The organism is Candidatus Protochlamydia sp. R18 (genome assembly GCF_000648255.1).
Classification (GTDB): domain Bacteria; phylum Chlamydiota; class Chlamydiia; order Chlamydiales; family Parachlamydiaceae; genus Protochlamydia; species Protochlamydia amoebophila.
Genome location: NZ_BASL01000658.1, coordinates 1 through 21615 on the forward strand (window position 1 = coordinate 1; position 21615 = coordinate 21615).

Genomic DNA, 21615 nt, shown 5'->3' on the forward strand with positions numbered 1-21615 from the left:
AAAAATATGTTTGTTCCTTTATTTGCTTACCTCATGCACAGAAAAGGTAAAGTGACGGGAATAGCTTTTATTGATTCTACATCAATAGCAGTATGTCATAATAAAAGAATTTCGCGAAATAAGGTATTTGCAGGGCTAGCAAAAAGAGGGAAGAACACTTCAGGATGGTTTTACGGTTTCAAATTACACATAATTATTAATGACAGCGGGGAAATTTTAGCTTTTCAACTTACACCAGGTAATGTATCTGATGTATCGATGGCTGAAACCCTTTCCAAGGGTCTGTTTGGAAAGTTATTTGGAGACAAAGGTTATATTTCTGGAAAATTAACAGAAAGTCTTCTAGAACAGGGCTTAGAGTTGTTTACGAGTGTACGAGCAAACATGAAACAAAAATTAATGACCTTTAATGATAAAATTTTATTACGAAAGAGATCTCTTATATACAGTCAACGATCAACTTAAAAATATTTCTCAAATTGAACATACTCGACATCGTAATATAGGCAATTTTTTGGTAAATAGGCTAGACGGGCTTGCTGCATATAGCCATCAACGGAAAAAGCCATCTTTAAATTTTAGAGAAGAGAAATTCTGTGTAGCTATTGCTGCTTGAAACCCAAAGTTCAGGTTAATAAAATATTTTATTTGTGATCACAATAGACAATTGAGAGCCTTACCTATTTAGCACTACCCATAAAAAGGCTTTTCTTTAGTTTTAACTAGTTACAATTTAGTTTACTTTATAATTTTCTTAGCCCATGTGCATATTAAACGATCCCGAAAAAAGTACAAAAACGAGAAAAGTTTGTATGAAGGCTAATGGATAGTTTTCCACGATGCAACTCATTACATTATTTTTTAAATGAAAAGAAATTACTACACTGTAAAATTTTTATTTGACATATTCATATTTAGTAGGCAAAAAAAAGTTTTTATAAACATGATCATTTGGGGGTTTTTATGCACATCGCTTATTTTTCTAAGAAAATTTTTTATGTTGGTTTACAACTAACCTTAGTAACGATCACTTCCCTTTACGGAAATTCTTTACCTTCCACGAATGTCCCTAACCCACAAAATTCTAATGCTTCTTCAGTGCCTCAAAACATTCCACGTTATGAGCGAGAAGAAATTGCTTTTGCAGATCGGAATGAAGATAAAACCCTTTATGAGAAAAATTTAAACTTAGGAAATTGGGATTACAAAGAAAACTGGCGCTATGATAAGCAAGCTTTTTATAATGGAGAAACACAATCGGATGCCTATGATCAAAGGCATCCAGGTCTACGTGGAATAGGCTATGATGCAACTGATCGTTCAACATATCACCCTCAATATGAAAAAAATAGTAATTGCACAGCTCCTACTTATCGAGAAGGATATTATAAAAGGGCGCCTCAAGAAGATGGGAACAATTATTGTGCACAGCCTTCAAATAGAGGTTACTCAGACCAATCAGCTTACCCATACAGTACGACACAAAATTTTGACTCACGAACCAATCAATACACCAATCCCTCAGATAACTTTTATCAGCAATAGCCTTTATTACAACCGATAAGCATTTTAATGACTAGCCGATGTTGAACTAACATCGACTAGCCATGCTATAAATATGCATAGGTAGTCCATGAAAGATTGTTTCTTTCCAAAAAGCCATTCCCGCTCGCTTAGCAACTCCAAGGTTACGAAAGTTTTGAGGATCAATAAACGAGATTAATTTTTTAATTCCTAATTGATCAAATATATATTGGCATACAGCCAATGCGGCTTCTGTTGCCAATCCTCTGCCCCAATAATTAGGGTGAAAGCGATACCTGAGTTCTATTAATTGTTCTTGATCAATGGATGGGTTAATTAACCCCATAAATCCGATAAATTGACAATCTTTTTTTCTCAACGGCATATAGACCATATCCATATTGAGTATAATGATCGAGTATTCGCTTTTGCAAATAAACTTGAGCCTTTTCTTTCGCTATAGGACCACTCAGCGAAAACTGCATAACTTCTGGATCTGCCATCAACCAGGCAAAAAGGTGGAGATTAATTGTAAATTGCCTCAAAATAAGCTGTTTTGTTTTTAACTTCCTTCCCCTAACAATAATTCCTCTATTTGTAACAGCTTAATAGTTATACTCTGTTTAAAACGGCATATTTTGCCACGAGAGTTTTGACACTATTGTCTTTTGTAAAAAAAATTTTATATGTCAACCCCATCGAGCCTTCATAAGCCTCCTTGATTTGCCCAATTCCAAAATCTTTATGAAAAATTGTATCGCTGGGAGCAAAAATTTCGCCGCTAGGAAGCGGTTTTTCCACATACGTAACACGTTCTTTTTGCTGATTTTGTAAAGCATGCTTAGAAATTATTTGGGATTGTTGACATTTTTCTAGATATTCTGAGGGCAGCTCTTTAAGAAATCGACTTGGCCTTTGAAAGCGAAGATTTCCCCATAAATATCTGGTATGACAGAAGCTCAAATAAAGATATTCTTTTGCTCTTGTAATACCCACATAACAAAGACGCCGTTCTTCTTCCACATCTTCACGGTTATTTTTAGAATTCACATGAGGAAATAAATCTTCTTCTAACCCAACTAAAAATGTAGTCGTAAATTCAAGACCTTTGCCATTGTGGATAGTCATCAAACTTAAACGTTCGACAGCTTGATTAGCTTCATCTAAACTAGATTTTAGAGAAAGTTCTTCTAAAAAGGCCTCTAATGAAGGATCTGTCGCAGAAATTTCCCATTCAACAGCTTTAGTAATCAATTCATCCAAGTTCTCTCTACGGTCTTCGTAGGACTCTTTATCTTCCATCAAATAGTTCAAATATTTTGTTTTTTCAATCGCTGCTAAAACAAGTTCTCGTACAGATCCAGCTTTACTTAAAGTACGTAGTTCTTGGACAATTGCTAAATACTCGGTTAAACCTTCTCTCTGCTTGGCTGTTAATCGAACAATAGATTTCATGGGAGTATTTTTTAATAATGCCTCGCAAAAAGCGTAAATCGTCATTCTTTCTTCATTAGCGCTCTGCCGAATTTTTTCAATTGTCGTTTCTCCTAGGCCTCTTTTAGGTAAATTAATTGTTCGCGCAAAGGCTACAAAATCTGCACCAGATTGCGCAAAACGCAAAAATGCCAAAATATCTTTAATTTCACGCCTTTGATAAAAAGAGATCCCACCCACAATGACATAGGGTATTCCCCGATAAAGCAAGTAGTCTTCAAAAACCCTTGATTGGGCATTCGTTCGATAAAAAATAACCATTTCACTGAGTGAGATTTGATGTTCTTTGTGATGATAAGAAATCTGCGAAGCCACAAATTCAGCTTCAGCTCGATCATCATCTCCAATAAAGAGTTTAACTTTCTCACCAGCGCCCAGTTCACTCCATAATTCTTTCTCAAAACGATTCGTATTATGACTGATTAAAGCGTTAGCAGCATTTAAAATATTGGTACGGCTACGATAGTTTTGCTCTAATTGGATAACTTTAGCACCTGGATAATCTCGCTCAAAATTTAAAATATTTTGAACATTTGCTCCTCTCCAAGAGTAAATAGATTGATCAGGATCACCGACAACGAATAAATTACGTCTTTTTTCTACAAGTAAGGTCGTCATGGTATATTGAACAGCATTAGTATCTTGATATTCATCAATTAAAACAAAGGGCCAGCGATCTTGGTAATAATTAAGAACAGAGGGATATTCACGCCAAATTTTAGCTGTTAAAAAAAGGAGATCATCAAAATCAACTGCTTGATACTCTTGAAGCTTTTTTTGATAAAGTGCATAGACATGAGGAAAGGCTTCATCAAAATCGGAAGATACCTCTTTATCATAGTGTGGATTAGGTTGTTGCAACATATTTTTCGCTTGAGAGATCATTTGGCGAAAAGGCTTGGCATCTACTTTTTTGTCTTGCCAATTCAGTTCTATTAAACAGGCTTTGACTAATTTATTAACATCTTCTTCGTCATAAATTGTAAAATCACGTTGATATCCCAATACATGAATGCTTTCCCGCAAAACTTTTGCTCCTAAACTATGAAATGTACAAATGAGAACATGATGTTGAGTCAACTTACAAACGCGTTCTCTCATTTCTTGAGCGGCTTTGTTTGTAAATGTTACTCCTAAAATATTAGAAGGAGAAATTCCATTTTCTATCAAATTAACAATTCTAGAGGTAACAACACGCGTTTTTCCAGATCCCGCCCCCGCTAATACTAATACCGGACCTTCTAAGGTTGTCACAGCATCTTTTTGCTCTTTATTTAAATTAAATAAATTATCCATCACAACAACAAGCTCCACAAGGTAAACAGGTTTTTCCTTTATGACCGGGTAATGGATGTCTATATTCTTTTTCTCGCTCGGCGAGGTTTCCATACCTGTGATAATCAAAACTTAAACTTACTTCTCTTAAAAAATGAAGAAGTTCTAATCGTCCATTGGCCATCACTTCCCCTCTATTTAAATGACAAGCTGCATTCGCTAAAGTATTTTCTAAAGATTTAGAGAAAGGGCTTAACACACGCATTCTTTTGATCTCACCTCGCTCTAATCTTTCGATAAAGGTCGATTCAGGCTCCAATTTAAAAGAAATGAAAGGAGGTAAACGTAAAGACTGGAATTTTTGGTAAGTCTCTTGATTATCTGTACTCAACATTAAAGGGGTAGAACAAATAATAGAGGCTGCTATCAAACGTAATAAGTCTATTAAACGATCAGGTGATTGTACCCTAACCGAAATTTGAGTATGCGGGCGATAAGTTTGTAAATTATCTTGCCCTCTAACTAAACTAGGATCATGAGATTGAGAAAAATATAAATCATAATAGAAAGCATAATTTTTCATACTTAAACTAAAAATTTCATATTCTTCGGAACTCAAATACTTTAGTCTCTGAACATTTTTTAGAAATGCCAGAGGCATTTCTTTTAACTCTTTTTGCTCTGTAGGTAAGTTTTTTTGAGAAGGTTGCATAAACTGCACTAGATAATTAGGACCTCCAGCTTTCGATCCTTTTCCAAAACTGCTTTCTTTACACCCTCCAAATGGTTGTCTTTCAACAATGGCTCCTGTCATAGTTCTATTAATATAACAGTTCCCTGCCTCTATTTTTTGAAACCATTGCTTCTGCTCTCTTTCATCTAGGGTATGAATACCTGCAGTTAAACCGTAGCCTGTTTGATTCATCATGTGTAAGGCTTCATCGAAATTTTCTGCTCTTACAAGCCCCAAAACAGGCCCAAATAACTCTGTATTATAGGTAAAATTCCCTGGTTTTACACCAAGCTTAATTCCCGGACTCCAAAGATAAGGATTTTGAGAATCTTGCTTAGGTTGTACAAGCCATTCTTCCCCTTCCTCTAACTGCGTTAAACCACGTAACAGATTGGGGTTAGCTTCACGAATTAAAGGATTAACTTTAGATTTTAATTTCCACGGGGAACTGATCGATAAACTTTCTACAGAATCTTTTAATTGCTGACGAAAGTGAAGATTATCATAAATCTCTGCTTCTACAATAGCCAAACTACATGCGCTACATTTTTGTCCTGCATGACTAAACGCCGATTGAACCAAATCTTTAATCGCTAAATCACGATCAGCCATAGAGGTTATAATCATTGTGTTTTTACCACCCGTTTCGGCCATTAAATCCAAATTTGCCCTTAAGCGTAAAAAAAGTTTTGCAGTTTCTGTCGCACCAGTTAAGACAACTGCATTCACTCGAGAATCTTGAATTAAGGCGCTTCCCACAGGTTCATCTTCGCAAACAACAAATTGTAACACCTGCTGGCTAATTCCCGCCTCCCAAAAAATTTGAGCTAAATGCCAACAGACTAAAACAGACTCAACAGCAGGTTTTAAAATTACCGCATTACCAGTAACTAAGGCTGCTAAAACACCGCCAGCCGCTATCGAACATGGAAAATTCCAAGGAGGAGCAATGACAACAACACCTTTAGCACTCCACTTGATATCTTCCAAATACATCCATTCTAATAAATTGAAGCGATAATAATTAGCAAAATCGATCGCTTCGGAAACTTCTATATCTGCTTCAATTAGTGTTTTAGCCGTATCAGCAATCATAGCTCCAATCAAATCAGCACGATGTAGCTCTAAACCTTGCGCTATTTTTATTAATAAATTGGCCCGTTCTTGCGGAGTTGTCGCAGACCATTTTAAATAAGCATTTTGAGCAGCGTCTAAAACTTCGTTAACGTGTTCTTTGGAAGCTAACGCATAGCGATACAAAATTTTTCCAGGAAAAGAGGGATCTTCTCCAATTCCCCAGCGATTTTCTGAAGTATAGTGGAAGCCATTAATGACTAAAGGAACATCTGGATATTTTTTATTTTTCCATTGATCAATAATTATTTTCGCCCATTGGCGGTTGTGAGATAATGACCAGTCAGTATCTGCCACATTTTGGAAACATTTTCGTTGATTGAGCAAACGATCTTTATGCAATCTATTTTGTAAACGCCTAGGTTGATCGGAAACTTGTTCGTAATTTTGACAGGCTTGTCTAAACAAAAGAACTTGATTATTCCAATCATCAGTGCCAGGCCTTAAATCAAAAGCATGACGTAAGAAGTTTTCAGGAGCTGTATTTTCATCTAAACGTCTGACAAGATAAGCAACGGCGTTTTGAAATTCTTCTTTAGTGGCAGTTGGGCAGTAAAGAAGCATGTCATCTGCTAAAGTTTGAACAACTCGTCGAATATGATCAGCCATTCCCTCCAGCATTTCAAAGCAGACTTCTTTTTCAACTTGATTTTCAGAACGGAGTAATAAAGCATAAGCGATATCAAATAAATTATGACTAGCAATCCCTAAATGAACTGCCTGAGCACGTTGAAACTCGCATCCATACGTGACCATTCGTTTATAATTTGCATCTACATCTGCTTTAGTTGTGTAAGGAGCCTGTGGCCATAAACGAACAGCAGATTCAAATTGCTCCATCGCTAAATTAGCACCTTTTACAAGGCGGATTTTGATAGGAGCTCCCATCCGATTAACTCTTTGCATTGCCCACTGCGTTAGCTCTTGTTGAATTAAATAGGAATCGGGTAAATAGCTTTGCAAAACAATTCCGCCTTGATATTGCAAAAACTCAGGCTCATCTAAAACTTTTTTAAAAAGTGCGACTGTTAGGTTTAAGTCTCGATATTCTTCCATATCTAAATTAACAAATTTCGATATGACTTCATCCGTTGCTCGTCTATATTTATTTTTAATTGCTGCTCGATACAATAAGCGAAGTCTTTCAGATAAAATTTCTAAGGTTTCTTCCCAAGCCAGTAAATGGATTTGGCTATAAATAGTAGAAATTTTAATAGAAATACACTCGATCAAAGGATTTGCTAAATCATCCAGATAAATTTGCAAACGGCGCCTGGCTTCCTCTTCTCCTAAAATTGCTTCACCTAGATGATTAAGATTAATTCTTACTCCCTCTTGACACCTCTTTTTCATGTGTTTAGCAAATGCTTGAGGCTCTCCCGGTAAAATAATATGCCTTGTTTCTTTCTGAATCAGTCGAATAGTAATAGGAACTGCTAAAGAAGAGAAAATTTTACCAACTAGGCTAAAAGCTTTTAAGGCTAGTCGTTTTTTATCCGATAAGTAGATGGGGATTCCATATTTGTGAATGACTTGCGCAAGTTGATCAGCCACTCTACTATTTTGAAGACTTCTAAAACACTGGTCTGTTAAGGCGGTTGTAAAAATCTTACCAATGGAATCGTTCATCATTCCAGCAAGTTCTGCTTGTTGCCTTTTTTCAGCTTTTGTTTGAATATATTGCGCCTCTTTTAGCATTTTAGCTGCTAACGAAATCGCCAAATCTTGCCTTTCTTGTAATGAAAGTTTTTTTCCTTTGACTGAATGAATTTGAAATAAGGCATTTTCAATCAAAGAAGACTTTTTCATGTGCTAACCCAGGTTTGATAGAGGATTAATTGATCCTTTTGCAACGCAAAACCAAGCGCCCTTTATAACAAACTTATCTCTTTAAAAAAAGTGTTTCGTATACTGAACTATTTCCAATGCACTTCTTAACTCATTACCTGAAAATTTGTAGTGAAAATGATGTATACAACCGACAAATATCAAAAAATTGAGAATTTAAAATGGCAAATGTTAGATGTTCAAATTTGTATGTTTTTTCTTGAGATTTGCTATAATTTTGAGTTTTTTAATCAATAGATTGTTTACTTATGCAAATCCTACGAACTTTATTCCTTTTTTTTATATTTATTGTAATCCCGACTGTTGGATTTACACAAGTTACAGTAGGTATCGATTCTCTGTTTGATTCTTCTTACGTAGAATTAATCAAAGGTAAACGTATAGGATTAGTCACAAATCATACCGCAATCAATCATGAGGGTGAGACAACCATCAATTGTTTAAAAAAAAATGCTTCTTTTTTTGAATTTAAACTGCAAGCTCTGTTTGCTCCAGAGCATGGCTTACAAGGAATTCAATATGCAGATGAAATCGTTAAAGATTCTTATGAAACAGAGATTCCTATTTACAGTTTACACGGATCTACAAGACGGCCAACGCAAGAGTCTTTAAAAAATCTCGACGTTTTAATTTATGATATTCAAGACATCGGTTCGCGTTCATACACCTACATTTCTACCCTATTTTATGTGATGGAAGAAGCAGCTAAACTCAAAATTCCAGTCATTGTTCTCGATAGACCGAATCCCATTAATGGCTTAACAATTGATGGACCCTTACTAGAAGAAAAATGGCGTTCATTTGTGGGGTACGTTAATATTCCTTATTGTCACGGACTGACAATCGGAGAATTAGCCTCTTATTTTAATGGAGAATATAAAATTAACTGTTTACTCAAAGTTATTCCCATGAAAGGGTGGAAAAGAGAGATGACATTTAATGAGACAGGACTCATCTGGATCCCAACTAGCCCTCATATTCCCGAAGCAGAAACTTCTCTTTATTATCCTATCACTGGGTTGCTTGGAGAACTTCAACTTGTTAATATTGGTGTAGGCTACACCCTACCCTTTAAAGTTGTCGGAGCTCCTTGGATTAATGCAGAAAAATTTGCAAAAAAACTTAATGAACAAAAATTTCCAGGCGTCCGTTTTCACCCCTTTTACTATCGCCCTTTTTTTGGTCGCTTTGCTCATCAAAATTGTCAGGGTGTTTTAATAATCTTAACTAACCCCAAAAAATATTTACCTGTCTCTACCCAATATTTGCTTATTGGCATGTTAAAAAGTTTATATCCCAAAGAGTTTCAAGCTGCATTAAATCAATCTTCTCATAGACAAGAAATGTTTAATAAAGTCAATGGGACGGCAGAAGTGTTTAGAATCATTAAAGAAGAGCAATATATTCTTTGGAAATTACGCTCTCTTCATGAAAAAGAACGGGCCTTATTTGTGAATAAAAGAGCTTCTTACCTCCTCTATTGAACCCTTCCATTTAGCAAAACTAGCAATTACAACAAGTAACTGCTAAAATTTTATTTCAGCTCCTTGACATAAATCGTTTTCAATCCTAAAATGCTTTTTTTCAGAGTCAATAAAACAGATGAAAATAACAGGAGAATAGACATGACAACTAAGACTAAAATTAAACCTTTAGGAGATCGCGTTGTAGTTCAACGAGCAAAAGCTGCTACTTCAAAAGGCGGCATTCTTCTTCCTGATTCAGCGCAAGAAAAACCAAGAGAAGGACATGTCATTGCCGCAGGTCCTGGTAAAATGAGTGAAAGCGGACAACTTGAACCTCTTTCTGTTAAAGTTGGTGATCGCATTCTTTTTGGAGCCTACGCTGGTACAGAGGTTAAAGATAATGATGAAGATTATTTAATCTTATCCGAAAACGATATTCTAGGAATTTTATCTTAATCTTTTTAATGCAAGGACCCGTTTATGGCAAAATTATTACAATTTAACGAAGAAGCCTTAAAATCAATCTTAAAAGGTGTAAAAACGCTTGCTAAAGCCGTTAAAGTCACTTTAGGCCCAAAAGGGCGCAACGTTGTCATTAACAAAGGATTTGGCTCTCCTCTTTCTACTAAAGATGGTGTCACAGTCGCCAAAGAAGTTGTTCTCAAAGACAAATTTGAAAACATGGGTGCTCAATTAGTTAATCAAGTTGCTGCTAAAACATCTGATGTAGCAGGAGATGGAACAACAACAGCCATTGTTTTAGCTGAAGCCATTTATTCTGCTGGTGTCAAAAACGTGGCAGCCGGTGCAAACCCAATGAGTTTAAAAAGGGGAATAGATCAAGCTGTTGAAACAATAACTCGCTCTCTGGATCAACTTTCTACGCCAGTAAATACAGCCCAAGAAGTTAGACAGATTGCCACAATTTCTGCTAATAATGATGGCGAGATCGGCCGTATTATTGGAGAAGCAATGGAAAGAGTGGGTAAAGATGGAATCATCACTGTTGCTGAAGCAAAAGGAATTGAAACACATGTAGATTATGTAGAAGGCATGCAATTTGATAAAGGATACGTTTCCCCTTACTTTATCACCAATGCAGAACAAATGAGCGTTGAGCTCTCAAACGCAGATATTCTAATTACAGACAAAAAATTATCCGCAGCTAAAGATATTATTCCTGTCTTAGAAAAAATTATGGAAAAAGGAGCACGCCCTTTGCTCATTATTGCGGAAGATATTGATGGAGAAGCTCTTGCAACTCTTGTCGTCAATAAACTAAAAGCAGGGATGACTGTTTGTGCAGTAAAAGCACCAGGTTTTGGAGATCGACGTAAAGCTATGTTGCAAGATATTGCCATTTTGACAGGAGGAAAAGTCGTTTCAGAAGAAGTAGGTCTAAAATTGGATGAAGTAGGACCAGAAGTTCTTGGAAGAGCAAAGACTATTAAGGTTTCAAAAGAAGAAACAACGATTATCGATGGAGCTGGACAATCAAATGAGGTGAAAAGCCGCCTTGCTCAAATTAAAGCTGAACTTGCGAATGCAAGTACTTCTAAATATGACAAAGAAAAATTAGAGGAACGTCTAGCAAAAATGGTCGGCGGTGTTGCAGTTGTTAATGTCGGAGCAGCGACTGAAACAGAATTAAAAGAAAAGAAAGCGCGTGTGGAAGACGCATTACATGCCACACGGGCAGCTGTTGCGCAAGGAATCGTTCCGGGTGGTGGAGTCGCTCTTCTTCGCGCTGTTAAATCCCTTGAAAAATTGCAACTTACAGGCGATGAAGCGATAGGCTTAACCATTATTAAGCAAGCCGCTTTTGCGCCAGCAATAGCTATTGCTAATAACTGTGGGAAACAAGGAAATTTGATTGCTGAAAAGATTTATGAAGCAACAGGTTCTTATGGATATGATGGTTTAACCGACGAATTTAAAGATTTGTTAAAAGCAGGAGTAATAGATCCTGTTTTAGTCACCAAAAGCGCGCTAATCAATGCCGCTTCTATTGCAGGACTTTTACTTACAACAGCTGCAATGATTACTGATAAACCCCAACCTAAATCTCAACCTGCTGGCATGCCAGGCATGGATGGCATGGGTGGTATGGGAGGAATGGGAATGGGTGGCATGGGTGGTATGGGCGGTATGGGAATGATGTAAGCTTCTCCCCCATTTAACTAATCCATCCCTTTGTATATCAAAGGGATGGATTTTAAATATTCTTGTTAAAAAAATCTTTCAGAGATCACCGAAAGAATAAAGAAAGCTAATCACTTCGTGATCTAAATGCTTTAGATAAACTCTGAAGTTTGAAACTAAGCATAACTTAATCAATTTAGCAACAGGACTATTCAGTCAAAGGTTATTATGCCCCATTACGATTATTGTTGCACAAGCTGTGGCTATCAAGAAGAAGTTTTTCAAAAAATTAGCGAAGAGCCTTTAAAAATTTGTCCCTCTTGTCGACAAAATAATTTTCAAAGGCAGCCTGGAGGGGGAGTAGGACTTCATTTTAAAGGGACAGGATTTTATATTACGGATTATCCTTCATCATCAACTTCAGATCAGAGTTGTCCTTGCGGAAAAAATTCTTCTTGTTCTTCGGAACCTAAAAACTAAAAGCCAACGATCGTTTTTAATCTAATTATTTGGCTTATCTAGTTGTCGATCAAATACTTTGAATTATGTACATCTATTTTTATTCTATTAAATAAAAAAGAAATAACTCTTAAATCTATTTTTAATTTAAATATAATAAATAACAATTATATAATATAAAAAGTGTTCATGACAAGAAATGTGACCCATGAATCATTTGGATAAAACTCTCAAACAGGAGAATAGATATGGGATTAGGAAGAATGGCTCTTCTTTGGATTTTAGGCGTGCCCGTAGGAGTAATAGCTATCCTTAAACTATTGGGTTTAATCTAAATCTGAGCCGCTCTGCGCTTATTAATTTCACACACTAGGTTGCCTTTCTATATGTGTAATGTCATCTCCTATCCTTGGAGTAGGTGGAGGAAATGAAGAGCCTGAGCGGCGAAAAAAAGAATTAAAAAGTAATAAAATTATTGTTACGCAAAAAAGCATCGAAATTCCTTTGACGCTATTTTGATTGGAACGTTGATTGTTATTATTATTTTTTTGTATTGTCTCAGAAAATTTTGAAAAAATCTCTTTTGCAATTTGCTTCACACGGTTAGCTAAATCAAACTTGAAATAGTCTTTTGATCTGTTAACAAAATCAGATAAAAATTTTGGTTGATTCACTGAAAAATTTAAGAAAGTGCTTGTTAAGAGCATATAACCACCTTACTAGTTAATAAAAAACTATATCAATATCTTTTATTTATTACAATAAAGTCCCTGCTTTTTTTATTTACCAAAAATCTCATTCAATTGCTGCACATAAAAAATAATATTAATATAAAAATATTGAGCCATTTTTAAATAGATAAAGCTCTTGTTATCCTTGTTTATCGCAACAGTGAATCTTTGTGGCTATTTTTTTTAAAAAATTATCTTTATGAGATATCAAGAAAAACAGACGAGTTTTCTTCAACTATTCATCAGGGCAATCTAGGCAAATGAGGATATTGCCATTGCCATTTTAAAAAGATTAAAATGAGATGAAGGTACTACATTTATGATATTTATCCCGACGTTTCCACAAAGAAAGTGCTATTTTCAGATAAACAGCAAAAAAACTTAAAAATCTTTTAAAATGCCTTAAATTAAAATCGAAGTTTACCACTTCTTTAATCTAACACTCAAAAACAAAGCCTAGCCATCCCTCTTTTTCTTTTTCTTCCTTTAATCTCCACCCCCAGTTTTTTGTTTGCTCAAAGTAGACGTCTCGCTCCTCTTGACGTATTCCAGAAATTAGACGTAAACCCTGTAAGCGATGCAAAGAGGAAAGGGCATTCCAGGCAATTTTTTGTTCAGAAAAAATCATATTCATCACAATCAAAGGAACTGTAAGAGAATGAAATTGAAATTCTCCTGGTAGCATAAAAATACATTGAGATTCCATTTGATTAAACTTAGCATTTTCTTGAGCGTGTTCAATGGCTGCTGGATCAATGTCCACTCCATATGCAAACGAAGCACCTAGAGCAAGGGCAGCTAAAGACAAAACACCACTTCCGCTTCCAATATCGATGACACTTTGTGTTGTTAAATATTGGCTCATCAGTTCTAAAACAAGTAAAGTCGTTGGATGAGATAAATCTCCAAAACCCGGGCCAGGTTTGAGTAAAATGGGCTCAGCTTTCCTTCCAAATTTGTCAAAAGAAAGGTGGACCGACCCATTTTTAAAATCTAAACCATACAAAGCCCATTGTGATTCCCAATCGATTTTAGGTAATTGTACCTTTTCAATTTCTTTAATCCAAAAATAAGCGGAAACCTCATTCTCAGAGTTTAAATAAAGATAAAGAATTCCCCTACTCTCTTCTTCTTCCCCATAGGCTAATTCGAAAGCATTTTCTTCCAAAATTTCCCAAGCTTGTTCCAATGTTAGATCATTCTTCAAGGTAATTTTGTAAAGCTCCTTCTTCAAGGTAATTTTGTAAAGCTCCTTCATTCCGATTCTCTTTTTATTTATTCATTTTTCATGCTTAGCAAAATTTTTAGCAACGTAATGATTATAGAGAGAAAATGAATTCTTTAATATTTTTCTTGAAGGGCATTTTTCACTGTTTTTGGTATTTAAATTAATTTTTAAGTTTTCTCCCCAAACTTAATGAAAACTTGCAACAGAATGTAAATCTTTTTATAATGCTTTCATTATATTAATTAAAATTATATTAGATTTTTATGAATAATATCCGTTTTGTTATATTTTTTATTTTTTCTCTAATTTCATTATTAGAGGCTACTGATCCTTCCGTTCCAACACCTTTGGTTAACTCTATCAATGTCATAAGTGGACATTTAGAAGGAACAGAACCTCCGAGAAACAAACATGAATTTTATACACAAGGAATTAATAGAGTAAACAACATAACAGTTAATCTCCCCAGAGGGGATTTCAGGATAGGTAGAGTTAAAGCTCAGGTTCTGGACGAGGAAAAAGGAACTTGTATTTACTTTTTTTACCAACCAGGTTTAACAGAAATTATTGATCAGCAAGCAAGAAAAACCATCTATCGTTATTCAAACAATTTGATTCAGAGTGTAGAGCAATATCAGGCTTCCTCTGGCTCGTCTGATTTATATAGACAAGAGAAATTCTTTTGGAAAACTGACCTAAAAATTCCTTTGATTAGCAGTAGAGTCTTGGCGGACGAAAAGGGACAAGCTATACACTGCACCCAATTTAGCTATAATGACCAGGGTCAACTCATCCGACAAACACTTTATGGAAATTTATCAGGTTCCTGCTCTATTCCATTGATCATCCAAGCAGACGGTGTCCCCAGTTTTAATGGAATTGAAAGTTATTCCAGTGTTTACCGCTATTATCCTTCTCACCCAGATCTTATTTGGATGGTTCGAGAAGATAATGGAGCTACAACAACGTACCATTATGATTTTAAAACTAAACGGTGTGAAGCCAAACTCCAAGGAAACCAAGCAGGGTTACTTTCTCGAACATTTTATTGCTACGATGATTTAGGATTGCTTTGCCAAACTATCTTAGATGATGGACAAAACGAATCCGCTACTGACTTGAAAGGAGTGACTCACCGACGTATTATAAATATTCAATCTTGCCGAGATGGAATAGCCTTTTCTCAACCTTTAATGGTAGAAAATAAATATTTTGATCTCTTAGATGAACAAGAAAAATTGTTAGATCGAACCCGCTACACCTATTCTTCCGAGGGAAAGCTTCTTCAACAAAATTTTTATGATGCTGACGACAATCTCCGTTATCATGTTAGTTATCATTACGATGAAGAAGGACATCTAAAATCTACAGAAGATAGTCGAGGGGAGATTGTTGAAGCTCCTTCCTCTCCTTTTCAAGATAAATTTGATGAAGAGGGGCACCGCATCTCCTCCGTCGATAGCTACGGAAATGAAACCGCATTTGAATATGATTCTTTTGGACGATTAATCAAAACTCATCTTCCTACAGTTTTAGATGAATATGACAATCCGGTGCAGCTGAAGCTAGAACAATTTTATGACATTTCCGACCAAGTCATCGAAATGAAAGATGCGGAAGGAGGTATTACAAAAACAAGTTATACGGCAAGGGGAAAACCTTCCCATATTCAATATCCCAATGGTTTAGAAGAAATTTACGTCTATCACTTAGATGGGGAATTGAAAGAAAAAATTAACAAAAACCGCGTTAAAACCTCTTTTATAAGAGATTTGAGTGGAAGAATTAGCCGTGTAGAAGAAAAATTATCAGAGGGTTTTTTAATACGTGCTCTGAATTATTCCTACCTAGGTAACCTTGTTTCTACAATAACAGATGAAAAAAAAGATCATATTATTCGATTTGAATATGACGGAGCAGGTCGTCAAATTCGCTCTCTTCATGAAACAGCAGATGGAACAAAGCGAATTGAATGGTTTTACGACGCCTGTGGTCAGCGTACAGAAACGCGAGAATGGTTTAGTGCATTAGATTCAGATTTTGTCACTAAAATAGAAGAAAAAGATGCTTGGCAGCAAACAGTTGCGACAAGACTCGAAGACTCTCAGGGCTCTGTTCAGCAAAGAATCAAACATTCTTTTCCAAAAAAAGAAACTCTATTTTTGCAAGAATCAGTGACGCAGAACCAATTAGGTCAATATGTTAAATTAACTGAAACAATTGATGAAAATGGTGTTCGAGACATTAAAATATATGATGCTCTGAATAGATTGGAAAGTTGCTTACAAATTAATTCTCTTGGAGAAAAAATTAGAGGATATCAGGTCCGCTACAATAAAAGTGGAAAGAAGGTTTCAGAAAAACATCAAATCATCGCAAATGGAAAAGATAGCGGTCAATATATCATTAAATGGGATTATGATGAAGATGGAAAGCTTGTAGCAATTCATGAAGCAGCTGGTTCGTTCCAACAAAAAATCACCCGTTATCAATATCATGAGAGTGGTAAACTCGCAACAGTTATTAAACCTGATGGCAAACAAATTCACTACTATTATGATGAAAACAATCTTTTAAGCTCATATCAAGCCAGTGATAATTCATTTGCCTATCGTTATCAATATGACCAAAATAAGCGATTAATAGCCATCGAAGATTTGGTCCATCAAGGGATTCAAACACGTCAGTACAATGCCTTTGATCAAGTTATTGAGGAAAATTTAGGAAAACCTGAAACCACTCTCTCTTTTGATTATGATTTAGCCGGTAGAAAAACCAAAATCGATTTACCAGATAACTCAAGCATCCATTATCGTTATGAAGGATCTTTATTAACTTCTGTAGAAAGATATCAAGCAGATCGACAATTACACTATCATCACGATTATTTTTATGAGATCCCTTCTGGAAAAGTTCAAAAAAGTCATCTTATTAAAGATGTAGGGGTACTCTCTTACTACTATGACGAGCATGACCGTTTACAAAAAACCCTATCTCCTTGGTGGTCAGAAACATTTGAGCAATTAGACCAAAAAGGACGTTTAATGGCAGTAACCATTAAAGATTCTTTGAATACTTATTCTCAAACATATCAATATAGTGAAGATCATCAATTGATCGAAGAAACCGGAGATGGGGAACTTCATCATACTTATCAATATGACTCTTTATTTAATCGCTTAAAATTTAATTCAGAACAATGGAAAACCAACTCTCTAAATCAATTGATTGAAACCCCCCTAGCTTTTTATCGTTATGATTTAAATGGAAATTTGGTCGAAAAAAAAGGGAAAGAATCTGTTTATTATGAATATGATGCTCTAAATCGTCTTATTCGTGTCTCAACTCCGAATGATTTTGCTATTCACTTTATTTATGATTCGTTTGACAGATGTTTGCAAAAGCAAAATTACCACTGGGATGCAGACAATTCTAATTGGATATTAACGGATTCAAATTTCTATCTCTTTGATGGTCAAAAAGAAATTGGTTGTTTAAATACCGAGCGGCAGTTAACTCAATTAAGAGTTTTGGGAATAGGGAAAGGGGCTGAAATTAATGCTGCTGTAGCTCTTGAGCTAAATAACAAGATCTATGCTCCTATTCACGATCATCAGGGCTCGGTTCGTTGCTTAATTGACACGGAAACTAAAGAAGTCGCGGAGTTTTATCGCTATTCTGCTTTTGGTTCAGAAAGTATTTATAATACCTACGGAGAAAAGTTTACTATTTCGCAAATTGAAAATTCCTGGCGATTTTCTAGTAAGCGAATTGAAGAAAAAACAGGATTGATTGGATTTGGAAAACGTTATTATGATTCAACCATTGGAAGATGGATAACTCCTGATCCTCTATTTTTTTACGATACACCTAACCTTTATACGTTCGTTCGCAATGATAGTATTAATCATTACGACCTATATGGCCTTTTTTCTATTTCTGAAATTTGGGATTCTACTATTACTTTTTTCTTTGATGCGTTTAGACAAATTCAAACTTCGGCCCATCGTTTCAAAATTAAACTCCATAGTGAATTGAAATTGCCTGAGTCTTTTGCCAATACTTTTGAAAAAATTAACAGAAATATTTTTGGCAATACAACTTACATATTAATGGGCCATTCTTACGAAAAAACAGAGATAAACACCTATGGAGAAAATGAAATTAGCGATAAGGTACGAGTCACTTTTATTAATGGAATTTTAACCACTTATCAAGATATGTTGAGCAATTTAGAACTCATCTCAGAGTCACATGGAGGGGTAAAAGTGCATTACATTTTTCGCCCTACTGAAGGATGGACCTGGGATGTGAGCCGTGCTATAATGGTTAAACTAGCTTTTAACTTAGGCTTCCGCTCTATGCATGCGCATTTACTTGCTGCTCAATGGCGTTCCTTAATTCATGAAATGGGGGGTGTTAGTGGTGGAGGAACCATTATTCACTATGCCCATAGTTTAGGAGGAACAGAGACTGAACGTGCGCGAGATCTTTTAACACCTGAAGAACAAAAAATGATTCGAGTGATTTCATTTGGCTCGGCAACGCTTATTCCCAATAACGGTTTTCAAAGTGTCAAAAATATCGTCAGTGTCAATGATGGTGTCAGCACATTATTTGAACCATTTGGACATTTTCGTAATTATTTCGATCCAGATACGAATGTACAATTTCAAGGAGATTTTTCTCCTTTATTTTGGGGAGGCTGGCCTGGAGATCATTTTTTAAGCGGTCCAACTTATTCTCCGTTTATTCAATTTTATGGTAAACAATTTTTAGCAGAATTTGCCCCAACGTAAAATAAATGTGATTTTTTTGATTCAAAATTGACATAGACAAGGCGAATTTGAATAACCATCATGGAAAGTTTCAGATAACATTGTCTAAAAGTTCTTGAAAAAAAGAAAGATCCTAATTATAATTTTGTCTTCTTTGCACTGGTAGCTCAATTGGATAGAGTACCCGGCTACGAACCGGGCGGTTAGAGGTTCGAATCCTCTCCGGTGCAATGTTTATACAACCTTTTCCTTCGGGACCTTTTTCTACTAACGCCTATCTTATCGCTTGTTTGTCTACGCAAAAAGCGATTATTGTTGACCCTGCTCCAGAATCAGCAAATCTTCTCCTTGATTGTCTAAGGAAACATCATTTTATCCTACAATCTATTTTACTCACCCACTCCCATTGGGATCACATCGCTGATATCAATTCCATCAAAAAACTCTATGACATCCCCATCTGTGTGCACCCTTTGGATCAACTGAATTTAGAAAAACCTGGTTCGGATGGTTTGCCTTGTTGGTTTACTATTCAACCTGTTAAAGCCAATATTTTTCTAAATGATGGAGATCTAATCCCTGTTGGTCAATTAACTTTTAAAGTCATTCACACTCCAGGACATTCTCCAGGAAGTGTTTGCTTTTATGAAATCTCACAATCCAAATTATTATCAGGAGATACCTTATTTAAAGGATCCATTGGAAATATCTCTTTTCCTACCAGCCAACCAGATTTAATGTGGACATCTTTGGACAAGCTAGCGCAATTACCCCCTTCTACATCTGTTTATCCAGGACATGGTCCCATGACAACAATTGGAAATGAGAATTGGCTTCCTAAAGCCAAACAATTATTTCAGTAAAATAAAAAATACTTAAAAAACTTTTTAAAATTTAAAACTCCTTTTTTTGCAGGATTTTATTATTAAATTTTGAAGAAATGTGGGAACATAGGAACAGCATTTGATCAAATAAACTGAGTTTAAAGTTTTTAAAATCGGAATTTTTGATTAAATAAAGAGAACTCTAAAAGTGAGGTTATTATGGGATTATTAGTTGGCAAACATGCTCCAGATTTTAAAGCAAAAGCCGTTGTGAATGGTCAAATTGTAAACGATTTTTCTCTGTTACACTTCAGAGGACAAAATGTCATTTTATTTTTTTACCCTTTAGATTTTACTTTTGTTTGCCCAACAGAACTACATGCATTTCAAGAAAAACTTGAAGAATTTGAAAAAAGAAATGCACAAATAATTGGATGCTCTGTTGACAGCTGTTATAGCCATTTAGCGTGGTTGAATACCCCTAAAAGTAAAGGAGGAATTGAAGGTATCGATTACCCTCTAATTTCCGATCTAAACAAAACCATTGCACATGATTATGATGTGTTAATTCCTCATGAAGGCATTGCTTTCCGTGGCCTATTTTTAATTGATAAAGAAGGAATTGTCCGTCATCAAGTTATCAATGATTTACCCTTGGGACGCTCAGTTGATGAGGCGCTTCGTATTTTAGATGCTCTTCTTTATTTTGAAGAAAATGGAGAAGTCTGTCCAGCGAATTGGCAGCACGGCCAAAAGGCTTTTAAACCTTCTAATGAAGGGTTAGAAGAATATTTTGCGACTGTTCCTGTTAGTCGTCCAAAAATCTAAAGAATAATAACCTCTTTCTTTTACAACTCAGAAAAACCCAGCACTCAAGTTTTTCTGGGTTATTTTCAAGGAAATTGGACGCTTTAAAATTTAAATCTCTTTACAGAGTTTTGTATCCTTAAAACTCCTGAATGAGAGTTCCCATTTGCTGTCCCATCAAACAGCGTATTTCATAACCAGATTGAGTGGCATCTAACAAGTCTTGATCAAATCGAATCCTTCCTTTTTGAAATAATAAAATTAACGAAGATCCTCCAAATTCAAAGTATCCCTTTTCATCGCCTTTTAAAGCAGGTTGAAATGGACAATAGGTTTGTTGAATGCTACCTACATTTGTCGCTCCAATTTCTAAATAAAGAATTTTTCCAAAATGTGTGGTTGCTAACTCGCAAATAGTGCGTTTATTTTGTGTAAAAATATTAAGATTTTTTTTAATCGCTAAAGGGTTGACAGAGTAAAGATATCCATTAAGTAGTCGTGTTTCGCCTGGGATACAGTCACAGGGGAAATGAAATCGATGATAATCTGAGGGACAAAGTCGGACAATCACCATACTTCCCCCCTGATATTCCTGAGCTAACTCTTTATTTTCTAATAGCGAAGCTAAACTAAACTTTTTGCCTTTTACAATGAATCCATCAACTTGATCTATATCTTGATAAAAGTAATAGCGTCCATCAGCAGGCATAGAAACGATTTTCTCTCCTAATGCAATAGGGCGGAACTCGGGCTTTAAACGACGAATAAAAAAGTCATTAAATGATTTAAAGTGGGTTAGAGGCATTAAAAATTCTGAAATATTCACATCAAAATTTTTGATAAAGGGTAGAATTTTTTTTACACTAGAAGGGCGTTTTTGTAAAAGTCCGTAACAATGAGAAATAAAAGGCCATTTTGCCAACGGAGGTAAAAGAAAAGGTTGTATTAAGCGACTTAGTTTGCTATCTCCATAAAGAAAACGAATGACAGCTCCTTTGTAAACTTTTTCAATTTGTTTTTTTCCCGTTAAACGATCCACGTAAATAATGTCAGACATGGCGCCCACTCCTCAACTTATGCAAATAATTCGATGCTAATTGATAATCAAATAGATGCATCAAAAATAGATTTAATATAACATATTTCTCATTGTTATATCAAGAATCACAAAT

General features: G+C 35.5%; 14 protein-coding genes, 1 tRNA gene and 1 pseudogene. 11 read left to right on the forward strand and 5 right to left on the reverse strand.

Annotated features, from left to right (window positions below):
• The first annotated feature begins 33 nt into the window (after positions 1 to 33).
• Positions 34 to 616, forward strand: a pseudogene (locus TY19_RS04065) (IS982 family transposase).
• Positions 617 to 963: 347 nt separating this feature from the next.
• A complete protein-coding gene (locus tag TY19_RS04070; protein ID WP_042280470.1) occupies positions 964 to 1545 on the forward strand; it encodes a hypothetical protein in 582 nt (193 codons plus the stop codon).
• 46 nt (positions 1546 to 1591) lie between these two features.
• On the opposite strand, the gene TY19_RS11585 is transcribed toward TY19_RS04070, so the two are convergent.
• The 3 genes from TY19_RS11585 to TY19_RS04085 form a co-directional block, all read right to left on the reverse strand.
• Complete coding sequence (locus tag TY19_RS11585) at positions 1592 to 1909, reverse strand: GNAT family N-acetyltransferase (protein WP_158383128.1); 318 nt, start codon at positions 1907 to 1909, stop codon at positions 1592 to 1594.
• Positions 1910 to 2136: 227 nt separating this feature from the next.
• On the reverse strand, positions 2137 to 4314 hold the full coding sequence (locus TY19_RS04080; RefSeq protein ID WP_042280471.1) for an ATP-dependent helicase: 2178 nt from the start codon (positions 4312 to 4314) through the stop codon (positions 2137 to 2139).
• Positions 4307 to 7969 carry a bifunctional proline dehydrogenase/L-glutamate gamma-semialdehyde dehydrogenase gene (locus TY19_RS04085; protein WP_042280473.1) on the reverse strand — a complete coding sequence of 1221 codons (3663 nt, stop codon included), beginning with the start codon at positions 7967 to 7969 and terminating at the stop codon, positions 4307 to 4309. Before TY19_RS04085 ends, TY19_RS04080 begins: the two co-directional genes overlap by 8 nt.
• Positions 7970 to 8256: 287 nt before the next feature.
• On the opposite strand from TY19_RS04085, the gene TY19_RS04090 reads away from it, so the two are divergent.
• The 5 genes from TY19_RS04090 (at position 8257) to TY19_RS20525 (ending at position 12594) form a co-directional block, all read left to right on the forward strand.
• On the forward strand, positions 8257 to 9492 hold the full coding sequence (locus TY19_RS04090; RefSeq protein ID WP_042280474.1) for an exo-beta-N-acetylmuramidase NamZ family protein: 1236 nt from the start codon (positions 8257 to 8259) through the stop codon (positions 9490 to 9492).
• Between the two features lie 141 nt (positions 9493 to 9633).
• Positions 9634 to 9930, forward strand: a complete 297-nt coding sequence (locus TY19_RS04095; protein WP_039355744.1) for a co-chaperone GroES — start codon at positions 9634 to 9636, stop codon at positions 9928 to 9930.
• 24 nt (positions 9931 to 9954) lie between these two features.
• Entirely contained in the window at positions 9955 to 11637 is a 1683-nt protein-coding gene (gene groL, locus TY19_RS04100; protein ID WP_042280476.1) for a chaperonin GroEL, read from the forward strand.
• A gap of 207 nt (positions 11638 to 11844) precedes the next feature.
• Positions 11845 to 12096, forward strand: coding sequence for an FmdB family zinc ribbon protein (locus TY19_RS04105; RefSeq protein ID WP_011174579.1), 252 nt, complete (start codon positions 11845 to 11847; stop codon positions 12094 to 12096).
• A gap of 372 nt (positions 12097 to 12468) precedes the next feature.
• Positions 12469 to 12594 (forward strand): hypothetical protein, encoded by a 126-nt coding sequence (locus TY19_RS20525; RefSeq protein WP_255346660.1) that lies wholly within the window; start codon positions 12469 to 12471, stop codon positions 12592 to 12594.
• A gap of 648 nt (positions 12595 to 13242) precedes the next feature.
• Here TY19_RS20525 and TY19_RS04115 read toward each other — a convergent pair.
• Entirely contained in the window at positions 13243 to 14064 is an 822-nt protein-coding gene (locus TY19_RS04115; RefSeq protein ID WP_052354767.1) for a 50S ribosomal protein L11 methyltransferase, read from the reverse strand.
• Positions 14065 to 14297: 233 nt separating this feature from the next.
• Here TY19_RS04115 and TY19_RS04120 point away from each other — a divergent pair, with 233 nt between their 5' ends.
• From TY19_RS04120 to TY19_RS04135, 4 genes are all read left to right on the forward strand, one after another.
• Positions 14298 to 18833, forward strand: coding sequence for an RHS repeat-associated core domain-containing protein (locus tag TY19_RS04120; RefSeq protein ID WP_042280479.1), 4536 nt, complete (start codon positions 14298 to 14300; stop codon positions 18831 to 18833).
• A 135-nt stretch (positions 18834 to 18968) separates the two neighbouring features.
• Positions 18969 to 19042, forward strand: a tRNA-Arg gene (locus TY19_RS04125).
• Positions 19043 to 19675: an MBL fold metallo-hydrolase gene (locus tag TY19_RS04130; RefSeq protein ID WP_042280481.1), complete on the forward strand. Its 633-nt coding sequence runs from the start codon at positions 19043 to 19045 to the stop codon at positions 19673 to 19675.
• Positions 19676 to 19855: 180 nt separating this feature from the next.
• On the forward strand, positions 19856 to 20464 hold the full coding sequence (locus TY19_RS04135) for a peroxiredoxin (RefSeq protein ID WP_042280482.1): 609 nt from the start codon (positions 19856 to 19858) through the stop codon (positions 20462 to 20464).
• Positions 20465 to 20582: 118 nt separating this feature from the next.
• On the opposite strand, the gene TY19_RS04140 is transcribed toward TY19_RS04135, so the two are convergent.
• Positions 20583 to 21500, reverse strand: a complete 918-nt coding sequence (locus tag TY19_RS04140; protein WP_042280483.1) for a phosphatidylserine decarboxylase — start codon at positions 21498 to 21500, stop codon at positions 20583 to 20585.
• Positions 21501 to 21615 lie beyond the last annotated feature (115 nt).